This is a genomic window from Psychrobacter sp. N25K4-3-2 (assembly GCF_015351755.1).
In the GTDB taxonomy this organism is placed as follows: domain Bacteria; phylum Pseudomonadota; class Gammaproteobacteria; order Pseudomonadales; family Moraxellaceae; genus Psychrobacter; species Psychrobacter glaciei.
Window position 1 is genome coordinate 38,095 of sequence record NZ_JADKLX010000008.1, and the last position, 21,812, is coordinate 59,906.

General features: G+C 44.0%; 14 protein-coding genes. 3 read left to right on the forward strand and 11 right to left on the reverse strand.

From position 1 onward, the window contains the following. Positions 1-13 precede the first annotated feature (13 nt). The 10 genes from IOD06_RS12930 to IOD06_RS12970 all read right to left on the reverse strand — a co-directional run bounded on the left by IOD06_RS12930 (position 14) and on the right by IOD06_RS12970 (position 15,286). On the reverse strand, positions 14-169 hold the full coding sequence (locus IOD06_RS12930; RefSeq protein ID WP_194621200.1) for a DUF2256 domain-containing protein: 156 nt from the start codon (positions 167-169) through the stop codon (positions 14-16). A gap of 51 nt (positions 170-220) precedes the next feature. Next, entirely contained in the window at positions 221-391 is a 171-nt protein-coding gene (locus tag IOD06_RS12935; protein WP_010196547.1) for a DUF2256 domain-containing protein, read from the reverse strand. 238 nt (positions 392-629) lie between these two features. Further along, positions 630-6,845 (reverse strand): DNA repair ATPase, encoded by a 6,216-nt coding sequence (locus IOD06_RS12940; protein WP_194621201.1) that lies wholly within the window; start codon positions 6,843-6,845, stop codon positions 630-632. 317 nt (positions 6,846-7,162) lie between these two features. Continuing rightward, positions 7,163-9,238: a flotillin family protein gene (locus tag IOD06_RS12945; RefSeq protein ID WP_194621202.1), complete on the reverse strand. Its 2,076-nt coding sequence runs from the start codon at positions 9,236-9,238 to the stop codon at positions 7,163-7,165. A 336-nt stretch (positions 9,239-9,574) separates the two neighbouring features. Continuing rightward, positions 9,575-10,225, reverse strand: coding sequence for a DUF1449 domain-containing protein (locus IOD06_RS12950; RefSeq protein WP_189586854.1), 651 nt, complete (start codon positions 10,223-10,225; stop codon positions 9,575-9,577). 199 nt (positions 10,226-10,424) lie between these two features. Then, positions 10,425-11,426 (reverse strand): PD40 domain-containing protein, encoded by a 1,002-nt coding sequence (locus IOD06_RS12955; RefSeq protein WP_194621203.1) that lies wholly within the window; start codon positions 11,424-11,426, stop codon positions 10,425-10,427. Positions 11,427-11,676: 250 nt separating this feature from the next. Next, a complete protein-coding gene (locus tag IOD06_RS12960) occupies positions 11,677-12,165 on the reverse strand; it encodes an META domain-containing protein (protein ID WP_194621204.1) in 489 nt (162 codons plus the stop codon). Positions 12,166-12,771: 606 nt separating this feature from the next. After that, on the reverse strand, positions 12,772-12,903 hold the full coding sequence (locus tag IOD06_RS13765; RefSeq protein WP_264623034.1) for a hypothetical protein: 132 nt from the start codon (positions 12,901-12,903) through the stop codon (positions 12,772-12,774). A gap of 173 nt (positions 12,904-13,076) precedes the next feature. Then, positions 13,077-14,180 (reverse strand): lipase secretion chaperone, encoded by a 1,104-nt coding sequence (locus IOD06_RS12965; RefSeq protein WP_194621205.1) that lies wholly within the window; start codon positions 14,178-14,180, stop codon positions 13,077-13,079. Positions 14,181-14,209: 29 nt separating this feature from the next. Then, positions 14,210-15,286: a triacylglycerol lipase gene (locus IOD06_RS12970; RefSeq protein WP_010196527.1), complete on the reverse strand. Its 1,077-nt coding sequence runs from the start codon at positions 15,284-15,286 to the stop codon at positions 14,210-14,212. A 296-nt stretch (positions 15,287-15,582) separates the two neighbouring features. On the opposite strand from IOD06_RS12970, the gene map reads away from it, so the two are divergent. Both map and glnD read left to right on the forward strand, forming a co-directional pair. Beyond that, positions 15,583-16,377: a type I methionyl aminopeptidase gene (gene map / locus IOD06_RS12975; protein ID WP_189586849.1), complete on the forward strand. Its 795-nt coding sequence runs from the start codon at positions 15,583-15,585 to the stop codon at positions 16,375-16,377. Between the two features lie 215 nt (positions 16,378-16,592). Then, the gene (glnD, locus tag IOD06_RS12980; RefSeq protein ID WP_194621206.1) at positions 16,593-19,340 is read left to right on the forward strand and encodes a [protein-PII] uridylyltransferase; all 2,748 of its coding nucleotides are present in this window, start codon (positions 16,593-16,595) and stop codon (positions 19,338-19,340) included. Between the two features lie 286 nt (positions 19,341-19,626). On the opposite strand, the gene IOD06_RS12985 is transcribed toward glnD, so the two are convergent. Then, positions 19,627-20,298 (reverse strand): hypothetical protein, encoded by a 672-nt coding sequence (locus IOD06_RS12985; RefSeq protein ID WP_010196520.1) that lies wholly within the window; start codon positions 20,296-20,298, stop codon positions 19,627-19,629. A 256-nt stretch (positions 20,299-20,554) separates the two neighbouring features. Here IOD06_RS12985 and dapC point away from each other — a divergent pair, with 256 nt between their 5' ends. Then, positions 20,555-21,769 (forward strand): succinyldiaminopimelate transaminase, encoded by a 1,215-nt coding sequence (gene dapC, locus IOD06_RS12990; RefSeq protein WP_194621207.1) that lies wholly within the window; start codon positions 20,555-20,557, stop codon positions 21,767-21,769. Positions 21,770-21,812: the final 43 nt, after the last annotated feature.

Consider the following 21,812-nt stretch of genomic DNA (forward strand, 5'->3'; position numbering starts at 1 on the left):
AATTTGATAAAGATTAGTATTTTTGCATTTCATTTTTACTACCCCGACGGCACCGCTCCGAACAATAAATCACCTGTTCCCAATCCTTCTCCCACTTCTTGCGCCACGTAAATGGGCGCTGACAGACGGGGCAGATTTTTTGCGGTAGGTTTACCTTTTTATGTGCCATCATCTGCTCCTTTCTGCCGTATATCTAACATCTATGGTTAATGTTTAATGCCTACTTATCTTCTTTTTGATGATCCAGCCCTTCATACTTTTTCACCCGTCGGCATTGGTCGGAGCAATAGACCATGCTCTCCCAGTTTTTATCCAACTTTTTAGTCCAACTAAACTCGCGCTCGCAGACAGGGCAAAGTTTTTTGCGGACGTTCTTCTTTTTGTGCGCCATAATTTTCTCATTGGTTTGATATAGTCGATTCACTACCATCGGATACGGTGTCAGTCTCGCTTAACCTACTGTTTGTAGCGCTCTTACTCGCCGTCATTGTATCCAAAGTAGCTGTTGTCGACTATATTACCATTGTCTCTTAATCATAAGCCCTATTTATAGTGCTATTCATAGATGCTAATCATCAGCATTGCTCATAAGCGTTAATAATCAATCATTAGTTGTTAATCAGTAGTAATTAATCATAGTCATCAAAGATTTTATTAAGTCTGTTAAGGCTATTGACGATTAACTTACCAGATTGATCGGTGCTGGTATCAATCGCCAGCTTTTCATCCATCCGCATCGTCAATGGCTCTAACGCTTGCTTGAGGGCAGTTGCCATCAGTGCCGTTTGCTGATGAATATCAGGGATATCGCTATCGGCTGTTTGATTCTCATCACTCTTAGCTAGGGTCTCAGTTAAACTACTAGACAAGCTATCCGCCATTTTCTGTGCCAGTTGTTCAACGGCATTGACCAGCTGCACCATCAGTGCTTTTTGTACGTCTTGATTTTGCTTAAGATACTCGCCTTCTGCCTTTCCAGCATTGTGATCATGCTTATATATTTGCAGCAATTGGCTCACGCTTTTTTCAAAGCCATTATCGATACTGTCGCTGACGACTTTGGCATTATTAACGACGCTATCGGCAAGTATTTTTTGTGCTTCTAATTGGGCGTTTAGCTGGGCATCGAGTTGCGCTTGCTGTCCTGCTTCTCGTAAGCGAGCGATTTGCTCTGGATCGTTTTTCGTTAAGTATGTCTCAAACTGGCTACTGATGGCATTGAAGCCACTGGCCAAGTCGACCAACTGGGCAACGATACGTGCGCCCGTATCGCCATCTTCACCGCCCATGGCTTTGTTACGTAAAAAGTCGGCTTTGATTTGCGCCCAACGCTGCATTTCTGCTTCGGTCAAGACACCGCGCATCTCGCCAAGCTTGAGCAAGTTACTCTCTGCGCCTTGGGTCAATAGCTGCGACTCGCCCAGATAATGATCGTCTATCAGCTGGTTCAGCTCGCTTTCATTCATGACCGCCGATAGCTTTTCGGTCATCTTATTCATATTACGATAACTGCCTTGCAGCTTGAATATCGGCTCAACACGATACTTATCATCTTGCGAAGCGGAGGCAATATAGGCTTGGTTGACATCCAGAATGACTTCTTGCACCCTAAACATATGGCGCAAGATGGCGATAATTTCGTTAACTTCTGAGGTGCTATACGGATACGTCAAATCGCTGCTTTGTGCTTGTGCGAGGTTGGCATTGTCCGTTTTTGCCATTTTAATCAAACGATGCACATCGCTTAAGTCACGGTTGGCCATTGGTGCGAGGACGGTATTAGAGGTCAGCGAGTTTTCGATATAACTGAGTGCAAACACCTCTTCCATGCCACTCATGATATCGCCTAAGTTGTAGATATCAGCACGGTTGGCGAGCATGTCCGGCACTTTAAAAGCTTCACCGCTTTCGGTATATGGGTTACCTGCCATGACCACGCAGAACTTTTTGCCACGCATATCATAAGTCTTAGTCTTACCTTGCCAGACACCATCGATACGGCGTGTGCCATCGCCCAATGAGATAAACTTCTGTAAAAATTCCGCATGCGTATGCTGAATATCATCAAGATACAGCATGACGTTATTGCCCATCTCAAAGGCCAAGTTGATTTTATTCAGCTCTTCTCGCGCAGTAGCATTAGGTGCTTTTTCGGGATCTAATGAGGTGACGTCATGACCGAGTGACGGACAGTTAATCTTCATAAAGATAAGTCCGAGACGGTTTGCCACATACTCCATCAAGGTGGTTTTACCATACCCTGGTGGCGATATCATCATGAGGATACCCATCAAATCGGTACGCTTATCCTCGCCGACCGTGCCCATCTGTTTGGCGAGGTTGTCACCGATGAGCGGCAGGTAGCTCTCGTTAATCAGACGGTTACGTACAAACGAGGACAATGGATGCGGCATAAATTCGTCCAGTCGCAACGTCTCTTTTGAGTCATGCAATATCTCTGAGCGCATGGCCAGATAACGTCTATAGGCAGGGATAACTTGGGTATCATGATGATGTAGACGATTTAAGAAATCATCGACGGCAAAGGTTAAGGTCTGCTGATGAATACGCGCATGCTCACCCAGTAAGTTATTAACCTGACTCTCAAGCGATACCTTACCCGTGCTACGTTCAAAGCTCTGCACTTGATTGAGCGGATTATTAATACTGGTCAATGATGTAGTCGATGACGTAGCCGACGAGGTGATTGAAGAAAATGACAAGGCTGATGGCGTAGCATTTGCGCCTGTACTGTTTAAACCTTGATTGCCCAATCCTTTAGCACTTAGCCCTTTATTAAAAGCCCCTTTATCAAAGCTAGCACCTGAATCAATGAGTCGTTGCACCAAGGCTTCACGCTGAGCATCATTTAACTGGGTAAGTAAGACAGCAATGGCTTCGGGCACATAATGACGGCCACTTTCTAATTGCTGCTTGCGTAGCGCGTTTTGTGTTTCAATCTCGGCAAGCTGCTCTTCACTGAGTGTCTCGCCTGCCTCATCCGTGCCATCAGCCGACTCCGTACCACCATAAGTCTTATCAAGTAGTGCATGAAACCATGTGGCTAATAGCTCATAGGCTGATTTGGGTTGGAAGCCAAGCTTACTGATAGAAGATTGTAGTTGGTCAAAACTGGCCGTATTTTGCGTGCTGCCTGAAGCGCTATTCAATGTTTGGCTTAGTTGATCACACAACTGCTGCGCTTGTTGGCTGGTTTGCCATTTTATTGTGTTATGTGCGCCTGCATTCGATTCAGCCGACTGCCCCATGACGCTCACCAAATATTCACAAGCAAGCTGAACGTAGCTTGATTTGAAGATGTTGGCATTATGAACATCACTGGTATTTGAATCTGACTCTGGTTTTGATGTTAACTGCTTGCCAGTGCCATTATTAATTCCAGTACCGTTATCAGCGCTAAGACTGTCATCATTATGAGCCATAACAAAATGATGCATTACTTGGCTCATGTCTTCGACCAATAGAGACTTCGCAGTATCACTGCCCAATGCACGGCGCAGTTGCTCGGCGGTCGCGGCTCTATCCGTCCAGTTATTTGCGCGTGTCAGCACTGACTCATTTAACCAATTGTCATAACCAAATTGACGCAGACTATCTAAACCAAGCGCTTGTACGATGTTTAGCTGCCAATAAAATAATTGTGCCAATGCTCGTACTTGCGGGGTATAAATCAGTAGCCCTGCCTCACGCAACGTCGGTAGTATTTGCATCAATAATAGCGTGGCATCATGGTCATGAATGCCTTTGTCATACCCAAGCTGATAGCGAGGGGTGGCGTAAGCTTTGACCAGTTTAGACAATGGACTGTCATTATCAATGTCACCATTAACATCTAGGGTAATGATAGTCGCATCGTATGCTTGATATAAACGTTCTTCGGTTAGGCCATCTTGACTGCTCTTAGCACTTTCGATAATGCTATAGGCCAAGTACTCGGCGCGGTACACCTTGTCAGACTCGGAGGCGATATTCATATCCCAATACGGGCGCAAGGCGTTTAGCTCAGCATTATTGAGCACTTCATAATAGTCGGTACCCGTTAGATGCAAATTCAGCACACGCTTGCCATCTGACTGCTGACGACTCAATAAGGTCAAATCTAATGGCTGAGTATTAACCGAAAAACGATGCTTGCCCAGTTTAATAATCTGACCACCATCTTCAAACAAGTCCGACTTGTCTTTTAGACTCTTATAGCTCTCGATTTGAATGGCTTTTAAGCGTGCGTCGATGTCATCGGCTTTAACACTAAAGCCCATCGCTTGCAGCTCTTTTGCGATATTACGGACTTTTTGCACCAGACCATCAGCGGCAAAATACGTATTCAGCGCTTCCTCTTCTGTAAATCCCGTGACGCCAGTGCTTTGCGTACGTTTTTTAATACTTTCAAGCATCCGCAGCGCACCATCACCTAAGTTTTGCGCTTTACGGTTGCGAGCATCAAGCAATTGCTGCTTATGATTTTCAAAGGTTTCGTAAATCTCTTCACGCTTGCTGATAATATCGGCTAAAAACTGATCGCCACTATTGGTTTCTGGATCAGCGAACTGGCTTTCCAACTCTTCTAACTGTACCAATAGCTTTGCCATTTGCTCATCTGATTTCTCAGGGGTATTAGCAATCGATAACGCATTGGCAATCGATTGACCAAACAGCTTAAACTGCGCGCCAAATTGCGCGACGGCCTCGGCAGAGCCTAGATTTTTGCGCTTATGATTGAGCTTGGCTTTGCTCTGGTTTAGGCTGGCATAAATAGTCGATATGTCATCGATGATTTGCGTGCGTACTGTGGCATCGGCAACATCTAATGTACCTAACAGCTCGGTTAATAAATCTAACCCTTGCGCTGTTTCATCGATTTTTTCTAGAACGGGTTTTAGCTCAGCATTGGTTTCTGCCGTATTTAAGCGCTCACTGACATCGACCAATATGCCTTCGTAGCTTGAAAGCGCTTCTTCGCCACTTAAGAACATTACGGTCTTTTCGGCCAGTTCGCTTTCTGCTTCTTCTAGCTGCGTCTGCAATGCTTGTAGCTTGTCAGCATCTAGATAACGTAAATCTTCTAAGCTGACCAAACGGCCTTTTTGGCGTCTTAATGCTGACAGCTGATCGACATAATCACTAGCCGACTCAAAGCTAGTGACGCGTATCTGCCGCAAAATCTCACTTTGCTGAGTATCAGCATCGGCTAGCGCGGTTTGGGTTTGTTTCTGGATACTTTGTACTTTGGCGAACTCATCAATGATCAGCTCAGCCGTTGCCGTCACTTCCTTAATACTACTGGCGACTTCGCTCAGCTCAGGCTCAGACAACCAATAATAGCTGTCAAAGAGTCGGCTGGTATTATTGGTAAGCTCTTCATAGAGCTTCTGTGACACGCTTTGATTATCAATCAGGCGAGTAATGCTATATAGGTCTGAGATACCACGTACCAGTTCTTTATTGCCAATCTTGCCATAGAAACTCGTGCTCTCTGGCAACTCACTCACATACTCGTGTGAGGCATAAGGCGTGTGCCATATCTGCATCGGATGAATACGAGATGGCTCACTTTGGTCACTGAACAGCACCAAGCGGCCATTCTCAGCCAAAGCCATACCGTTGCAATAAATAGGATTTGCCAACTGCTTTTTAATCAAGTTATAAGGAAACAGCCCTGTGACGCCCAAGTCTCGGTCGTAAAATAAGAATAAGACATCTTCCCCATTTGGCGATACAATTTTACGCTTAAACCGTAAGTCAGTAGCGCCAACGTTATTGGCATCAAACAGCTTATACTCACCTGTCTGTAGATAATAACCACCCGGAAACATGATGCCGTGGTCTTCTGGTAGCTGAACACACGACTGTCCAATCGCATCCAAACGCAGCACCGCTTCGGTCAAGGTGTTATAAACAAAATAACGGTAGTCCTCTTCACGATAGGGCAATATCTTAAGCAGTATTAGACTGCCCACTTTGGCATAAGCAATCTCAGCATCCGTCAGCGACTGGGTACGGTCATTGACTGGTTCGCTATAGATACCCTGACCGGATTGCGTATTGTCCTCAATCTTAATGGTCAAATCACCACCGACCGTTTCCACAAATATCGTGTCTAAGATATTCATATGGGGATATTTGCCATTCACCATTTGATCGCGTGTGGTCTCAATCCAGTCAAAATCATAAGCAGGTGGCAGTTCAATATCACGCTCGCCTCGATTGTCCACATAAGCGACTTGCGCTGACTCTGGTGTGCCTTGGCTAAAATCTAACGCGAAACGGAACACTCGAATATCAGTGATGCGCTCACCAATCTGAAACGCCAACAGCAATTTGCTGTCTTTCACCGTTATTTGAATCAGGCGTGTTTGCTTGTAGTATCGATATAGCTCATTGAAGTCTTGAACAAAGGCGTCTTGAGCCAAAAACGTCCCTTTTAAATCAACCTCTTCGAGCTGATACTCTTCTTCATTATCAGCTGGCTCGTTCAGACGATATAACGACAACACATCCTTAATATTGCTCGCGCGTTTGAGCCCCATAAAAACGTTGTAGCCAAACAGCAAATAATCGCCGACCTGCACCATGTCTTGTGCCACACAGTTGTACTCGGTACGAATACGAGTACGGGCGATGACTTGCATTTGGGTGCTGCCAAACTCTTCGAGACGCGCATTATTTAGCGTTGCTGTCTGCTGCTCTAAGCGGCTGCCTTGTTCGGTCAGACGTTTTTTGATGAGCTCATAAGCATTGCCTGAAGCAACTGCCTGATCGGTTTGGTTGGCTTGATTAGCGTTATCGTTGCTGTCTGAATTTGTTGAGTTTTGCGTGTCCGCCATCGTTACTCGTCCGTTTCTGTTTTTACATAATATAGTCAATCCTTTATAAAAGAGCTACAGCGTTAACCTCGCTTGAAGTATCACATATACATCTGCACTCGGTTGCCTTGTATCTCTTTTAAACTGAATCCACTATAAGAGAATTTTGGGCAATAAAGAATCATTGAAAGTAAAGAAGCACTTGGCTATCGCTCTATGAAGATGTATAGAACGAGTTGGTTAGATTCAGCGTGCCTCCTAAATGACAGGCTAGTTATCAAAGGAGAAATGCATTAATTTTGGCGCGTGTCTTCAATCTATAAAGACATGTCTTAATATTAAATGGTTTTATCATCATTTTGCTTGGTTGCTTTCATAGCTTGACTAGCCATCACGCCATTGATAATACCGCTCAACGTATCTGACTTACCTGCTAGGCCATCGATGGCTTTGCCGATAGATAGTGACTTGGCAAAGTTATCAAAGAAATGCGCTTCGCCACCAACAATATCAATTTTGGCTTTTTGTAGTGCCACTGCCAATACTTCAGCATTTTCTTTCGCAATCTCTTTACCAGCGTCAATCGAAGCAAGCGCTTCTTGCAATGCTGTCTCAAGGCTCATGCGGAACTCTTCGTGCTCACGTGCCTCTTTGCTCATGCTACCCATGGCATTGAATTTCTCGACCAGACCATCTGCTTCGGCTTGGAAATGTGCGCGAGTAACTTCGGCTTTTGCCAATCCAACTTCGCGTTCTGCTTTGGCATTTGACTCACCGCGAGCCGCGATGACTTGAGCATCTGCCATGCCTTTTTCACGCTCAGCTCTGGCGGTAGATTCACCGCGAGCGGCGATGATTTCTGCATCGACCATACCGATATCACGCTCAGCTTTTGCCTTAGATTCGCCACGAGCCGCGATAACCTCAGCATCTGCCATGCCTTTTTCACGATCTGATTGCGCTTCAGCTTGTCCAGTCGCTTTGATAACATTGGCTTTCGCAATGCCTTCTTTTTCCAAAGACGCCGCTTTGACTTCTTGGATAGCCGCTTCAGCGAAGCCATGTGCTGACTCTTCTGCTTTGGTACCTTCGGCCATTTTAATTTTGGCTTCTGAATCTTTGGCAGATGCTTCAAGATTAGCAGCGGCAAGCGTGGTGATTTCGACGGCTTTATGCTTGGCTGACAGCTCTTCTGCTTCGGCTTTTTTCACCTGACGTACTTTGATTTCTTCGGCATCGGCTTCTGCTGCTAGGACACGTGTTTGCTTAGAACGCTCAGCCTCGCTAATTTCGCGAACTTCTTTGATATGCTCTTCTTCTTGCGCGACCGTTTTATCTACTGCGATACGTTCACGAATGACGTTGGCGATTTCTTTTTTCTCAAGCTCAATCGCACGTTCAGCCTCGATACGTTGCAAGTCAACTTCACGCTCACGAGAGACAATTTCTAAATCACGAGCACGCGTCACTTTTTCTTCTTCGATGACGACTGCACGCAGACGATTTTGACCTGCTACTTCGATTTCGCGCTGCTGATTTTCACGCTGAATGGCCAAATCCTGCTCAACCGAGATAACGGCAGTTTCTGACTTTTTACGCTCTTCTTCTTCAATCTTGCGGGTTTCAGCCGTTTCACGTGCAATCACTGACGAGATTTCACGTTGCTGTTTGGCTTCGGCATCGGCTTGCTGACGCTCTAGCTCTAACATCGCTTCTCTGGTTTCGACATTCTTTTTCTTAACAGCCAGCTCTTCATCACGTTCAAGCTCGTTGGTGATGACGTTCTGGAAGGCCGTTAATTGAGTAATCTTTTTGATACCTTCAGCATCTAAGATATTACTTGAATCTAATGACGATTTTGGCGTTTGCTCTAAATAATCAATCGCCACATCTTCTAAGACATAACCATTCAGATCGTTACCAATTTCTTGAACGATACTGTCACGAAACTCGCTGCGGTTTTCAAACAGTTTGACGAAATCAATCTGCTTACCAACTGTTTTTAAGGCTTCAGAGAACTTAGCATTAAACAGCTCGTTGACAGCGACTTTATCTGATGCACGCTCTACCCCAACCGATTTGGCGACTTTTAGCACATCCTCTTCGGTCTCATTAACGCGTAAATAAAATGCCACGGTGATATCAGCACGCATGTTGTCTGCGCAAATCAAACCTTCTTTACCGCGTCTGTCCACTTCTAAGGTAATGAGCGAGATTCTCATCAACTCTTTTTTGTTGATGACTGGCCAAACAAAACCACCATCAAAACGTACGGCAATTTTACTCACACCGTTGATAATGAGTGCTTTGCCCTGCTCGACCTTAAAGTAAAAGGCCTTGAGCATCAGTAGTGCGACCATCATAAAAACAAACGCCAGCACTACAACCACGCCGACGATAATGAGTGTGTCCATATCCATTCCTTTAATTAAAACATTCCATAATCAATTCTATATAAATCAGATATGCTATCAGGTTTGTTAAATTTACTGTTTATAACACCTTTTATAGCACGTGTGCTTTATAGCCCTATCACGCACCATTCTTATATCTGCATTATTCTGAACCGACTATAACCAAATTTAAAACCGTTTAAATCATTGCTAAAAATATTATGCCTAAACCAGAGATTCTTCTAAAACCTCTGACTAAATCACTGTTTATTCTATGAGTTTTTTCTGTGCTAAAAGCGATAATGATGTGCTGAAAATAATGATAAAGAGCCATAATGGTCAAATCATTGATGAGAGTTACTTGTCTTTTACAGGGGTTACGCGATAGGTATTGGCAGCCTCTAAATACTCCACCAGCATCACTCGATCGCCTTGTTTCAGCGAGCCATCATTGATGTCTGAGCGAATTTTGAGTATCAATCCAGCACCGCCATCATTCAATTCTACTTCGCCGTGTTTGTCCGTGACACTAAGGGTACGCACAACCGCGATTTTGCCGATATTGCTAGCAGCATTGCGTCTAGGTATTTTGGCTATTTTGTTGCGGATGGGAGAAATAATGATGCCTGTCAGCCACATGGAGATGACCAATACAAAGATTAGCGCTCCGGTGCCGAATAGGTAATATAAGATGCCTGAGTCAAAATTTTGATGTAAAAAACTGGTATAGAAGTAACTTAATAACCAACCAATTAAGCTGATTAGGCTAAGAATAACGATAAGCGGCACGCCATATAGACCGAATTTGAGCAGCAGACCCGACACAAAGCCTGATGAGGTCAAATTGCTACCCTCGCCACTTGCATCGCCAATATCTACTGTATCCATATCTGCCATACCAAGTAGAGAAACCATCCAATACAAGGTCACAAACATCACCAATCCTGTAAAGACTATCGTCGGGTACAAGCTGATTTTGGTGATGAATATCAAAAACGACTCTTGCATTACGTACTTTCTCCTTTTGCTCACCCAATCCAGTATCTGTATATAAAGCATGTTTATATATAGTATTTTGATACGCAGAATCTTGATGAGCCGTTTATAAAATTTATGTGATGTTCATGAAGACTTAAGCCATAGAATCAACTTATGTTTCTTTATTAATTATATAGACATCTTATTCTATAATACATAGATTTCGCCATTAGCGTCCCCAAATCGGTGAACGCACCATCCCGCCAGCGTCACTATTAATACTGTAGCTTGTGTTGCCAGATAACGAGCGGATAACGAGGCTGCCTATATTTCTAGTGCCTTGGCTGCTTACTTGCGAGCTGCGCATTGGATAAACTGCATACTGTCCAGACGGTGATAACCGTGCAGGCTCATCAAGTCCTGTTTCTGCGAGATCGATGGTTTGGCGGGTAGCCAATGTCATAACCGCAGCCTTGCGACCGTTGAGATACGCTAACTGCTGACCGTCTGCACTAAGTTGAGGACTCGCGACATAGCCACTAGTCGGCATAGGCATCGCATTGCCAGTGGCAAAGTCATAGCGATAGATGCTTGGGCGTCCAGCACGGACTTTATCACTGGTATAGACAAAGCTTTTGCCATCAGACGCATAGCTTGGCTGAACCTCAGTGCTTGATAGTGTAGTCAACTGTTTGGTATTGCCATCGCTGAGACGCATCTCATAAATATCTGCGTTGCCGCCGACGGTTGAGCTATAGAGGAGTTTTTGACCATCAGGTGAGAACGACGCGGACATGTTACTGCCTTCAGCATTAACGATTAGACTTTGGGTTTTACTTTTTCTGTCATAGATATAAATTTTGGGGTTTTGACGTGGTGCTTGTTTGCTATAAGCAAGCCACTGACCGTCCGCAGACCATGCAGGCGCATAGATATAACCCTTCAACTGATCAATCAACTGACGATCGCTACCATCAGGACGGATGCTATACAGTGTCGATATTTTTGCGGCACCTGTGCCCTGCTCATCCACGTAGGCTATGCGCCCTTGACGATCGATCGCAGGCATCCGAGCCGTCAACGGATTGGTCTCAACTGTACTAATAGGCTTATTGACTGATGTGCTGTTCAATGTCTGACAGCCTGTGAGGAGTACAAACAGCGTAATGGCAATGGGCGTTTTTATCGTCAGTCTATTTATAACGGGTTTTGACATAGATGTTTTTAGCATAGAGGTTCTTAGCATAGAGTAATGTCCAATAAAGCCTAATGATAAACATGTCGAGAGTTTTAGAGAGTGAGCACCACTAGTGATGAGCCTAGAGTCAAAACTATCCCTCTAAAAAAATCAAATATATTACAGAAACATTACTCTAGTGTATCCTAAACTGGACTAAATTTTGGATAAAAAAATGCCCCACTGATTAGTGAGGCATTATTAAATTCAGCCGAAATATCTAATTTTTTACTCAATCATCAAATTATTTAGAAATAGCTTTGAAATACGCAACTTGATCGTCATTGCGGATAGTCAAGATAGGCACATTGTTCGCATTGTTATTGATGCTATATTTACCTTGTACGGTTGCCATGGTTGCCGTATCAAAACTTGCTTGCGGCTCAGGACACGCCATCATAGTACTGATGCCGTTTTTGATCTCTACATTGCCATTGACAACGCTATATCCAGCACTCATGCTGTTGCAGGTGTTCATAAATGCCACGTAATCTCTACCGTTGTCATTCATGAAATTCAAAGTTAAGGGTTTTGCCGGATTAACAAACAGCTGAGTTACCTTATCACCATTGCTGCGTTTGGCATCAACAAGCTGCCAGTGATGAGCTTGTAAAATATCTGAAGTGATTGGCTGACTAACTGGAGCAGGTAGATTTGCGGTAGTCTGGCAACCAGCGGCAAGCGTACCAACGGCCAAGGTAGCTACCATCATTACTTTAGTCATGCTTTTCATATAAGTTCCTCGTCTTATTGAACCTAAAATTTTCACTACTTATAAATCTTGCACTGGATGCACCCTTTACAGACCTAGTGAAAATTTTGGTTTTATTATGATTCGTTTATTGTCTTATTCATTGTTTTAAACAATGGCGATATTTTGTATGACTCACAATGAGCTGTCATTATGCATTGAGTGGTTACTTGAAGGAGGTTTTGTTGCAATGCGAAGTTGACCGGATGTTTGCTATTGACCTTATTCACTAACGATGCTAATACCTTACTGATGTCTTGTCTAAAGCAGCTAGGGCGTATTAGTACATTGATATATTTAGTGGGCTTAAAATGATGATACACCTTATAGTCAAGGAATTTTAGAATCGCTACAAGGCGACCGACCGCAGATAGTACACTGAGTACATCTAGGACGGGTAACACCCTAGCGGTTTAAAAGTGCTCTGACTATGGTGTCAGGTGAGCGCTGACATAAAAAAACCCCACTAAATAGTGAGGTTTTTTTATGTCGTATAACTATAATGTGGCACTGCATATGACTGCTAGTGCCGCTTACTGATACCTTAAATAATCAATCTGGGTTTCAGTAAAATTATCAGCCACCACTTTAGATAACGTCTGTACCAGTTATATTTGGCTGATCAGTAGCGGGTGCCGTCATACTTGACATAGATTGGCAACCTACCAATACTGTCACCATTAAAATACCTGTCATCAATGCTTTGGTCATGTTTTTCATATAAGCTCCTAGAATAGTTTTAAAACACTTTTGGTTCAAATGAAGTACAAATATCATTGTACTAAAGCTATAGATAGTGGGCTGTCCTTCTCCCAATGACCATAACTTATTTGCACTTTTAGCATACTTGTCTCTTACATCACTGTAAGTTAATTAATGTTAATGAAATACGCTTATTGAGTCTTCGTCTCTTGTAGAGCCGCATAACCTGACAAGCGTTTACGCTCAGCATCGTCAAATAGCTGCTGCTCAAGTTGGTTTACCTGAATTTGCGCTTGAGCTTGATCTGCACTTTGGCTTAACAAGCGCTGTTTTTGTGTTTGATATTGAGTAAAGCGCTGGTCAAAACTGGCATCCTCTTGGTCTACTTGCGCCAGTCTCTTTGCTGCTGGCGCACCTACTAGCTCTCGGCGCATATTGTATAGTGCTTCAGGCGTCGCGCCACGAGCTTTCATTTGTTCAGTACGAGCCATAAGCTCACCAAGGTTGGCTTGCTGCACGATATTAGCTTTGGTGACACTATCTGGCAAGCGGCTGATATAGTCTTGTCTGGCGGCTTCTTTTTGTGCCTCAGAGGTTTGTTTGTTTTGGTTGATTCTGACCATCTCTACACTATAGTCATCATAGTCATCCTCTGTACCAAAAAACGCACTAATGGTGTCCTTTGCAAAATATTGCTGACGTAGCTTGGTCACATCTTGTTGTTGCTGTGCCACAGCGTTTAAATCCAGTTCACCACTTTTTGTCGCTTGTAGTTGTAGATTGCCATAACGCTTTTCTATCTCTGGAAGTGCTTTGAGATACGCAACATACTTGCCAAATATAGCGACCGCTTGACTGGCCGCAGGCTCTGGGGTGTGATGACGAATGTAACTCTCAACACGCGCAAATATAACGGCTTCGTCCTCCTCTCCTAATGCGGATAAAAAATAATCAAATAAACGCCGTAGCCCTTGAGTGACGACCAACTGTTTGTTTTCATCAATGATGATTTCGCCATCAATTTGCGTGCCTTTTAAGGAACGCGGCAAACGCTCCAATCCTGTGACAAATAAAGACTGACTTTGGGTCGCAGTCGTTGGTAGCATTTGACCCGCCGCCAGCGCAGTTGATAGAGTACCCTCAGCCTCCTCGCCCAGAGCATTGGATGCTGGTTGCGCTAGAGCCATACTCGTATGATCAGGTTTGAACCACATAATAACCGCCGCCGTCACGACTATGGTGACCACGGCAATTATAACGATTGATAAATAGGCTGGACGGCGATTATTCGACATAAATGAGAGTTCTTATCTTATAAGTCAGCTTAAAGGTTGGCATTTTTAAGACGATTAACCTGAGTACGATAAATAGATTTTGGCTCAGACTCTCCCCATGCTGTCAAACTTAGCACTTGATCGGCTGAATCTAAGTGATTCATTCTATAATTATCACGAATCACATAACCAAGACGACTTGAGCAGGCAGATACCAAACCATCATTAGACTCGCCTGCAAACGGTACACCCGTTACTGCCAATATATAATCACTAGGATCAAGTACGCTCGTTATTTGTCCAACACCACTAAATGAATAGTATTTGATGCCATTGGCAGCAGTGCTAGTCGGCTGGCCACAATAACTGGTTGGCATGGCAGCAGGGAATTTAGCGTTAAATTGAGCAGCACCATCGGTCGATAGCGCCATCAATGTTTGCCAGCCATCTTGTTCTTGAATCTCTGAGAAGCTGATACCAGAGCCGATATCTGTAAAGCCACCAATCAAATTAAACAGCCCTGATACTAACTCTGTGGTGATGTTTGACGGGCTTCCAGTATTGTTATTTGGCTCAAGCGTGTTTTTGACAAAATCTGCCGTTTTTGACCCTTGCTCTGGACTTGATACTGCTGTCACTGACGCCACATATTTTGGCGCAACACCAGCGACATAACGGATGTCTATACCGCCTTGACTGTGCCCAAATAGATTGACTTTAGATTTGCCTGAAATGGCAGTGATGGTCTTGACCTGTTGCAGCAGCTGCTCTCCACGAATCTCACTGTTATTGACGGCTGATGTTTTGGTGGTATATACCTCTGAGCCACCTTTCATCAATTCTCCAGGTATTCCATTAAAGTAATCAACGAGCCCAAACATCGTAGTGAAGCCACCAAGTCCATGAGCCATGACGACCGGATACTGAGTTTTAGTGTAGCTCGAGGTGAAGTACTTACTATCAACTAGCTTGCAACCGTTGGCATTGGCACAGTTATAATACTGTCCAGCTGCTTGAGCAGATGTGGTTTGCAAGGTCATCAGGAGGATGCCGGCAGCGATAGCACCGAGTGAAGGTAAAAATGCGCTGGGCGTAACAGCTGCAGCAAAAGAGGTCTTTAGAGTCATAACAACATCCTTGTCATCAATAATTTTGGTTATCTTTACCTCCCAAAAGGAGAAAAGATTGCTGCTAATCCCTTTAGCAGACAAAATTACATTACTTATATATTCTGTAACATTCAACTAATTTGTCAAAATATGAATATATTACCGTGACTGAACAGTCATAACCGCCCTTATTTGGCTGTAAAGCAATTATTATCAATCACAATGATAGGTTAGCTATCACTTAACGTAAAACTGTCATCAACCCATTTATGGTATAATCTACTCACATTAAACCCATAATTATAAGATAGATGATGATGATTAAAAAATCTCTTATCCAGTCCCCAGAAGCCATAGAAAAAATGCGTGTGGCCGGTAAACTTGCTAGCGATTTGCTGGTAATGTTAGACGAGCACGTTAAAGTGGGCGTCAGCACCGAAGCATTGAATCAAATTGCTCATGACTATATTGTCAATGTACAAGGTGCTATCCCAGCGCCTCTCAACTACAATGGCTTTCCAAAATCAATCTGCACCTCGGTCAATCATGTGGTTTGTCATGGTATCCCAAGTGAAAAGAAACTGCTAAAAGATGGCGACATCATTAATATCGATGTGACGGTTATCAAAGATGGCTATTATGGCGATACGTCAAAAATGTGGATCGTGGGCAATGGCTCCATTATGGCAAAGCGTATCTGTAAAGTGGCACAAGATGCCCTCTATGCTGGCATGAGTGTTGTCAAAGATGGCGCACGCCTAGGCGATGTAGGTGCTGCGATTCAAGAAGTGGTCGAGCCTGAGCGTTTCAGTATCGTGCGCGAGTTCTGTGGGCATGGTATCAGTAATGAATTCCATCACGAACCACAAGTCATGCACTATGGCAAAAAAGGCACAGGGTTCGAGCTAAAAACAGGTATGACCTTCACCATCGAACCCATGATTAATGAAGGTAAGTGGCAGACCAAAATCTTACCTGATGAATGGACGGCAATCACCAAAGACCGTAAGCTATCAGCACAGTGGGAGCACACCATGGTCGTCACAGACAATGGCTGTGAGGTGTTTACTGCCCGCCCTGAAGAAGATTTAAGTTTTTTAACACAGTAACATCATAAAAGATCGCTTAGGCGGTCTTTTTTTTGGCCAATAATTAGGTCATATTGAGTATTGTGCTTACCCGCTTTTTATCTTTATACTCTGATGACTTAATAACTTATATTAGTAACTTCTATTTGTGGCTTTTATCAGCTACCAGCACACTGGTGATTCTACGCTTTTCAGCTGAAATGTTTTATTTTTAAACTCTTAACGGGATAACACTCATGTTTACTTGTGATGCCGCATCGATTGATCTGACACCGCTCCCTTCATTTTCATCTAAGACCGCGACTGTCGACTCCTTGCAACCGGCGACGAATGCAACGGAAAAAACCCTACTCGGTATTCCTGAATGGTTAACCCAAATAAATTTGGATATCAGCCGCGCGCTTGAGCGTGGTGTCAATATTCGTCAATTAGTGGCAGCACGCGCGTGTGCTATTGATGGCTTACTCATCGCCTTGTTTAAATGGTTTGAGCTGGATAAGACCGATTTGGCATTATTTGCCACTGGTGGTTATGGTCGCGGTGAGCTGTCGCTTTATTCAGATATTGATATTTTGCTACTCTCTCCTGATGAGGTTGGCACTGATGCCAGTGGGAAAATCGATCGATTGGTGGCGCTGTTGTGGGATATAGGGCTGGAGCCCGCCCTCTCTGTACGTAGCGTGAATGATGCTTTGGAAGCTGCGCTTGATCATACGATTGCTAGTGCGCAGTTAGAAGCTCGGCTCCTGATTGGTAATGATACTTTACAAGATTTTCCGGCTCAAATTGTCAATAAGCAATGGTCGCCGCGCGCTTTTTTTGAGGTAAAAACCGAGGAAGCCAGAGCGCGTTACTTGCAGCATAATGCGACGGAATATAATCTAGAACCGAATATCAAAACAGCGCCTGGTGGCCTGCGTGACATTCATATTATCGGCTGGGTAACCAAACGTTATTTTCGGGTCACTAAGCTCTATGATCTGGTACAGCAGAACTTTTTGACCGAAAAAGAGTTCGACGAGCTGAGCTTTGCCGAAGGTTATTTATGGCAAATACGGCATTACTTGCACGAATTGACTGGACGTAACGAAAACAAGCTACTGTTTGATTATCAACGTGACATTGCCCAGCTGATGGGTTATGAGGCACAGCCGGATGATCAACCCAATGCCGCTGTTGAGCGCTTTATGCGCGACTATTATCGCTGTGCCATGCAGATATCAACACTATCTGAGATGCTGACCAATCACTATTATGAGACAATCATAGAGCCCAATCTACCTGATGATGAGCGCCCGAAAAAGCAGCCGATTAATGCGCGTTTCAACCAAGTTGGCGACCAAATCGCCATGGCGCATCATCGCGTTTTTGCTCAGCATCCTGAGTCGATTTTAGAGATGTTTTTACTCATGGGTCAGTACGGTATCAAAAACGTTCGGACGCATACATTACGAGCACTAAAAATCGCCGCGCGCGGTATCGATCAAACTTACCGCGACAACCCTAATCACCAAACGCTATTTTTGGCCAATTTAAAAGAACAAAACTACTTGTTTCATCGCCTGCGTACCATGAATCGCTATGGCGTTTTGGGCAATTATATTCCTGCTTTTTCCCAAGTCACCGGTCTGATGCAGTATGATTTATTCCATCGTTATACCGTTGATGCCCATACGTTGTTTTTGATCCGCATCTTGCACCGCTTTACCGATCCGAATTTTTATGAAGACTTTCCACTGGTCAGTTCCCTCTTTCAGCGTATTGAGCGCAAAGAAATTTTAGTATTAGCAGCCATGTTCCATGACATTGCGAAAGGTCGCGGTGGCAATCATAGCTTGCTTGGTGAAACTGAGTCGATTGAGTTTTGCTTGGCACATGGCATGAGTAAAGCAGATGCCAATTTGGTTGGTTGGCTGACCCGCTATCATTTATTGATGTCGATGACCGCGCAGAAAAAAGACATTTCAGATCCAGAAGTGGTGACACTTTTCGCTGATTTGGTTGGCAACGTCACCCACCTGAATCATCTGTACGTACTGACCGTCGCCGATATGAACGCGACCAATCCACAGTTATGGAACAGCTGGCGGGCGACCTTGATGAAACAGTTATACTCGCAAACGCGTCGTATTTTACGTGCTGATATCGATGCGCCAACCAATCGTCAAGACATGATCAGTGCCACGCACAAGCAAGCAATGGTCATGTTGGATAACGTCGATAATCAGCACATGAACCGCAGTGAGGTACTTAGACTGTGGGATGACTTAGGTGATGAGTACTTCTTGCGTGAGATTGCTGAAGATATCTTATGGCATACCGAAGCCATTTTGAACCATCCACCGATTGGACTTGCCTCTAATGCCGATAGTCCACCATTAGTGGTACTACGAGAGCATCGTGAGCTGGCACTGGATGCTGTGCAGGTCTTTGTTTACACCCAAGATCAGACAAACCTATTTGCCGTCACTATGGCCGTATTTGATCAAATGAATCTAGATGTTTTAGACGCACGCATCATTACTGCCACTCGTGATTTTGCGTTGGATTCTTATGTACTGCTAGATCCTAGTGGCACATTATTGGTTGATGAAGACAGTCAGCAAGAGCTTAAGCAGCGCTTAATCAATGCCTTTAAAGACCCCACCGTACTGAAGCTTACGAATAAACGAATGCCGCGTCAGCTCAGACATTTTGAGGTGAAGACGGTGATTAATTTTGAGTTTAATGAAGCATCAGGTCAGCACATTATGAGCTTAGAAACCCTCGATCAGCCAGGGCTACTGGCACGGGTGGGACAAGTATTCTTGCAGGAGAAAATTGAGGTACATGCGGCTCGCATTACCACACTAGGCGAGCGTGCAGAGGATATGTTTTATATCAGTGATCAAAATGACGAGCCTTTATCTGCCGACAAGCTAGAAACGTTAAAAACGGCATTGACAACGAGTCTGAGCTTACATAGCGATAGTGCTGCAACTTAAGCAGTGTGGTCTATTAAGAAGTTTAACGAGTAACGAATATTGTGGATTGGGATTGGCGCTTTAACGTAAAAAGTAGATTCGTGCTATAGTCAAGGAATTTTAGAATCGCTACAAGGCGACCGACCGCAGATAGTACACTGAGTACATCTAGGGCGGGTAACACCGTAGCGGTTTAAAAGTGCTCTGACTATAGATACGCAGGTCATGCCGTTTAGCACCAATCTATTTTTTATACAGTAAAAATCTTACTTTCATGATAAAAATTTATCGGAATAGATAGCAGAGTTTATAGGATACTTCTATAGATCATCTCGCTGGCATGAGCGTTGAGCTCGTCATCAGCCAAATCTGGTGGCAAGATATTTGCCTCTACCTGTTGTTCACCTAACAATAATCGTCCAGCATCGACCTCTTTTTTTAGCAAGCACTGCAAACTTGAAAGATGGAACTTGGCATCATAATGCTCATAAAGCGCTTGCAAGGAAATAGGTGCTTTGGCATGAACATCGAGATAGAGACTGTCATCTGCCAAGATAATCATCTCGTTTAGTGCCTCTTCCCGCAGTACTTCCTGTTCATTAATTCGGCGTTGCAAGTTGTTGGCCAATCGACCTTTGAAAGCCAGCATAATGATGAAAATCAGCGTTTGTAGCACAAATAAAGCGACATACTGCCACAAAGGTAGCGATATGCTAAATAGCCTACTAAGTAACATAAGTACCGTAGCCACGACCACATAGCTGACCAACTGCCACAGTAGCCACATCATAAAGCTGTTGTCACCGAACCAAAACATCTGCCGCTCTTGCAGGCGAATCAAATGATGGCGCGCCTGCCACCAATGATTCTCACGCTGTTTCAATTGTTTGTATAACTCTGCGCGCGGCGTACTGTTACCCAAATTTTTATTCTGGATATTTTTGGCATTGAGATCATCAGTTTTTGAGACACTAGCCATGTCAAATTATCCTTACCATAATCTGTCGTTACCGCTGACAGTCACTTTTATATTATTATCAGTTATAAAGCACCAAACTTATGCCAACGTCTTAGATTTACTTATCACGTCACAATTTTGCTGTGAGCCTCTATTTGAGAGGAGATAAATTAGCCATGATAAGCAAAAGACAAAAAATAAGAGAAGTGCTACACTGCTTGAATGTAAATTTTCTTTATAACTTTATTATTAATTGTCTATTATAGTTACCCTACTTATGAATCACAACTTAACCTCTCTGCATCCTTACCCTTTCGCTAAAATGGCAACGTTACTTGCTAATAGCACGCCAGCCCATAACCACAGTGCAATCAAGCTCGGCATTGGTGAACCAAAACATGAACCACCTGAATTTGTACTGGACGTATTACGTGAAAACTTGGACAAAATAAGCCGTTATCCCACCACTAATGGTACTTTTGAGCTACGTCAAACCATCGCCCATTGGCTAGAAAAGCGATTTTTCTTAAATCATGTCGATGCCAACACGGAAGTATTGCCAGTCATGGGCACGCGCGAGGCGATTTTTAGTTTTGTACAAGCGGTTGTTGATCATGATGTAGCGAATCCGGAGAGCAGTCTATCTCCTACCGTGGTCATGCCCAATCCGTTTTATCAGATATACGAAGGTGCGGCGATACTGGCACAAGCAACGCCCTACTTTGTGCCTTGTACACTAGACGATGATTTTAAAGGTGACTATCGCGCGGTACCAAAAGAAGTATGGATGCGCACGCAGTTACTATTCGTTTGTAGTCCGAACAATCCAACAGGTTCGGTCATGACAATGGATGATTGGGAATATCTCATTCGCCTATCAGATCAATACGACTTTATTATTGCTAGCGACGAATGCTATAGCGAGCTATATTTTGATACGGTGCCGATTGGTCTATTGCAAGCCTGCGCCGCTTTTGGACGCCATGACTTTAAAAACTGCGTGGTATTCCACTCGTTGTCCAAGCGCTCAAACTTGCCGGGTTTACGCTCTGGATTTGTGGCAGGCGATGCCAAAATCTTGCAGGCTTATTTGCAATATCGTACCTATCAAGGCTGCGCAATGCCAATACCCCATCAGCTTGCCTCTATCGCGGCTTGGCAGGATGAAAAGCATGTTGAGCATAACCGTGCGCTGTATCAAGAAAAGTTTGCCTTATGGATGTCTGAGCTTGGTGAGCTACTAGAATTGCGGATGCCAGAAGCTGGATTTTACTTTTGGATCAAAGCGCCTAAACAGTTCGATGGTGATGATGAACTATTTGTCAAAGCCTTATACGAGCAGGCCAATATCCATGCACTGGCTGGGCGTTACCTGTCACGTGAAGTCAATGGCAAAAACCCTGGGCAAGGTTATGTGCGCATTGCGCTTGTCGCTAGTGTCGATGAGAGCCGTGAAGCGATCAGCCGTATTCGTAAACTACTGGGTGCGTAGGCAGTATATTTAAAAGTATTAAGCGAGACATTAGCCTCTAATA

What these genes read in the sequence shown, in the direction of transcription:
- IOD06_RS12930 (WP_194621200.1), bottom strand. Translation starts at nt 169, where the DNA reads ATGGCACATAAAAAGGTAAACCTACCGCAAAAAATCTGCCCCGTCTGT.
- IOD06_RS12935 (WP_010196547.1), bottom strand. Translation starts at nt 391, where the DNA reads ATGGCGCACAAAAAGAAGAACGTCCGCAAAAAACTTTGCCCTGTCTGC.
- IOD06_RS12940 (WP_194621201.1), bottom strand. Translation starts at nt 6,845, where the DNA reads ATGGCGGACACGCAAAACTCAACAAATTCAGACAGCAACGATAACGCT.
- IOD06_RS12945 (WP_194621202.1), bottom strand. Translation starts at nt 9,238, where the DNA reads ATGGACACACTCATTATCGTCGGCGTGGTTGTAGTGCTGGCGTTTGTT.
- IOD06_RS12950 (WP_189586854.1), bottom strand. Translation starts at nt 10,225, where the DNA reads ATGCAAGAGTCGTTTTTGATATTCATCACCAAAATCAGCTTGTACCCG.
- IOD06_RS12955 (WP_194621203.1), bottom strand. Translation starts at nt 11,426, where the DNA reads ATGCTAAAAACATCTATGTCAAAACCCGTTATAAATAGACTGACGATA.
- IOD06_RS12960 (WP_194621204.1), bottom strand. Translation starts at nt 12,165, where the DNA reads ATGAAAAGCATGACTAAAGTAATGATGGTAGCTACCTTGGCCGTTGGT.
- IOD06_RS13765 (WP_264623034.1), bottom strand. Translation starts at nt 12,903, where the DNA reads ATGAAAAACATGACCAAAGCATTGATGACAGGTATTTTAATGGTGACA.
- IOD06_RS12965 (WP_194621205.1), bottom strand. Translation starts at nt 14,180, where the DNA reads ATGTCGAATAATCGCCGTCCAGCCTATTTATCAATCGTTATAATTGCC.
- IOD06_RS12970 (WP_010196527.1), bottom strand. Translation starts at nt 15,286, where the DNA reads ATGACTCTAAAGACCTCTTTTGCTGCAGCTGTTACGCCCAGCGCATTT.
- map (WP_189586849.1), top strand. Translation starts at nt 15,583, where the DNA reads ATGATGATTAAAAAATCTCTTATCCAGTCCCCAGAAGCCATAGAAAAA.
- glnD (WP_194621206.1), top strand. Translation starts at nt 16,593, where the DNA reads ATGTTTACTTGTGATGCCGCATCGATTGATCTGACACCGCTCCCTTCA.
- IOD06_RS12985 (WP_010196520.1), bottom strand. Translation starts at nt 20,298, where the DNA reads ATGGCTAGTGTCTCAAAAACTGATGATCTCAATGCCAAAAATATCCAG.
- dapC (WP_194621207.1), top strand. Translation starts at nt 20,555, where the DNA reads ATGAATCACAACTTAACCTCTCTGCATCCTTACCCTTTCGCTAAAATG.